The 722-nt window shown below is 54.7% G+C and carries 1 protein-coding gene; it reads right to left on the reverse strand.

Going from position 1 to position 722, the window contains the following annotated elements; all coding sequences use genetic code 11:
• Positions 1-722, reverse strand: a 722-nt coding sequence (locus tag V756_RS01000000123000) for an AMP-binding protein (protein WP_032682232.1), incomplete at both ends; no start/stop codon positions are given.

Raw genomic sequence — 722 nt, forward strand, 5'->3', positions numbered from 1 at the left:
TGCCCTCGCCGAGAATGTACACTCTCGTATTGGCGATCGCACGCCCGATGGACAGCGAACCTTTCTCCGGATTGATCTCTGTGCTCGTGGCAACGACCGTATTTTCTGTCGGCCCGTAGTTGTTGACGAGCGTGTACGGCTGTCTGACCGCGCGCTTCAGCTTGTCTCCGCCTGTGAGTAATACGCGCAATGATGTGTTCTCAAGCTCCATGAACTGTTCCGCCAGCTGCGTCGGCAGGAACGTAATCGTCACGCCATGCGTTTCGAAATAGTCGTTCAGGCGGACGATATCGAGGCGGATCGCTTCATCAATGACATGAAGCTCGGCGCCGATCGTCCAAGTCGGGAACATTTCCCAAATGGAAGCGTCGAATCCAAAGCCCGCGTACTTCGCACTGCGGTCCTCCGCCGTCATGCCAAACGCGTCGTGGTGCCAGAAGCACAGGTTGACAAGCGCATGGTGCTCGATCATGACACCCTTCGGCTGTCCGGTCGTTCCTGACGTGTAAATCATGTACGCAAGGTTCTCCGCGTTTGCAGCTGTGAGTGGGTTGTCCTCATCGTTTTCATCAAGCGGCAGACTTAAAATCGTGCGAGCTCCGTCGAGAAGAATGACGTCTCCCTTGTAGCTGTCCGGCACCGAAATGCCTTCCTGTTTTAAGAGAAGCTTCGCGCCGCTGTCTTGTAAAATATAGTCAATCCGCTGTTCCGGATAATCAGGA

Origin of the sequence: Bacillus tequilensis KCTC 13622, from assembly GCF_000507145.1 — a bacterium.
Lineage (GTDB): Bacteria > Bacillota > Bacilli > Bacillales > Bacillaceae > Bacillus > Bacillus tequilensis.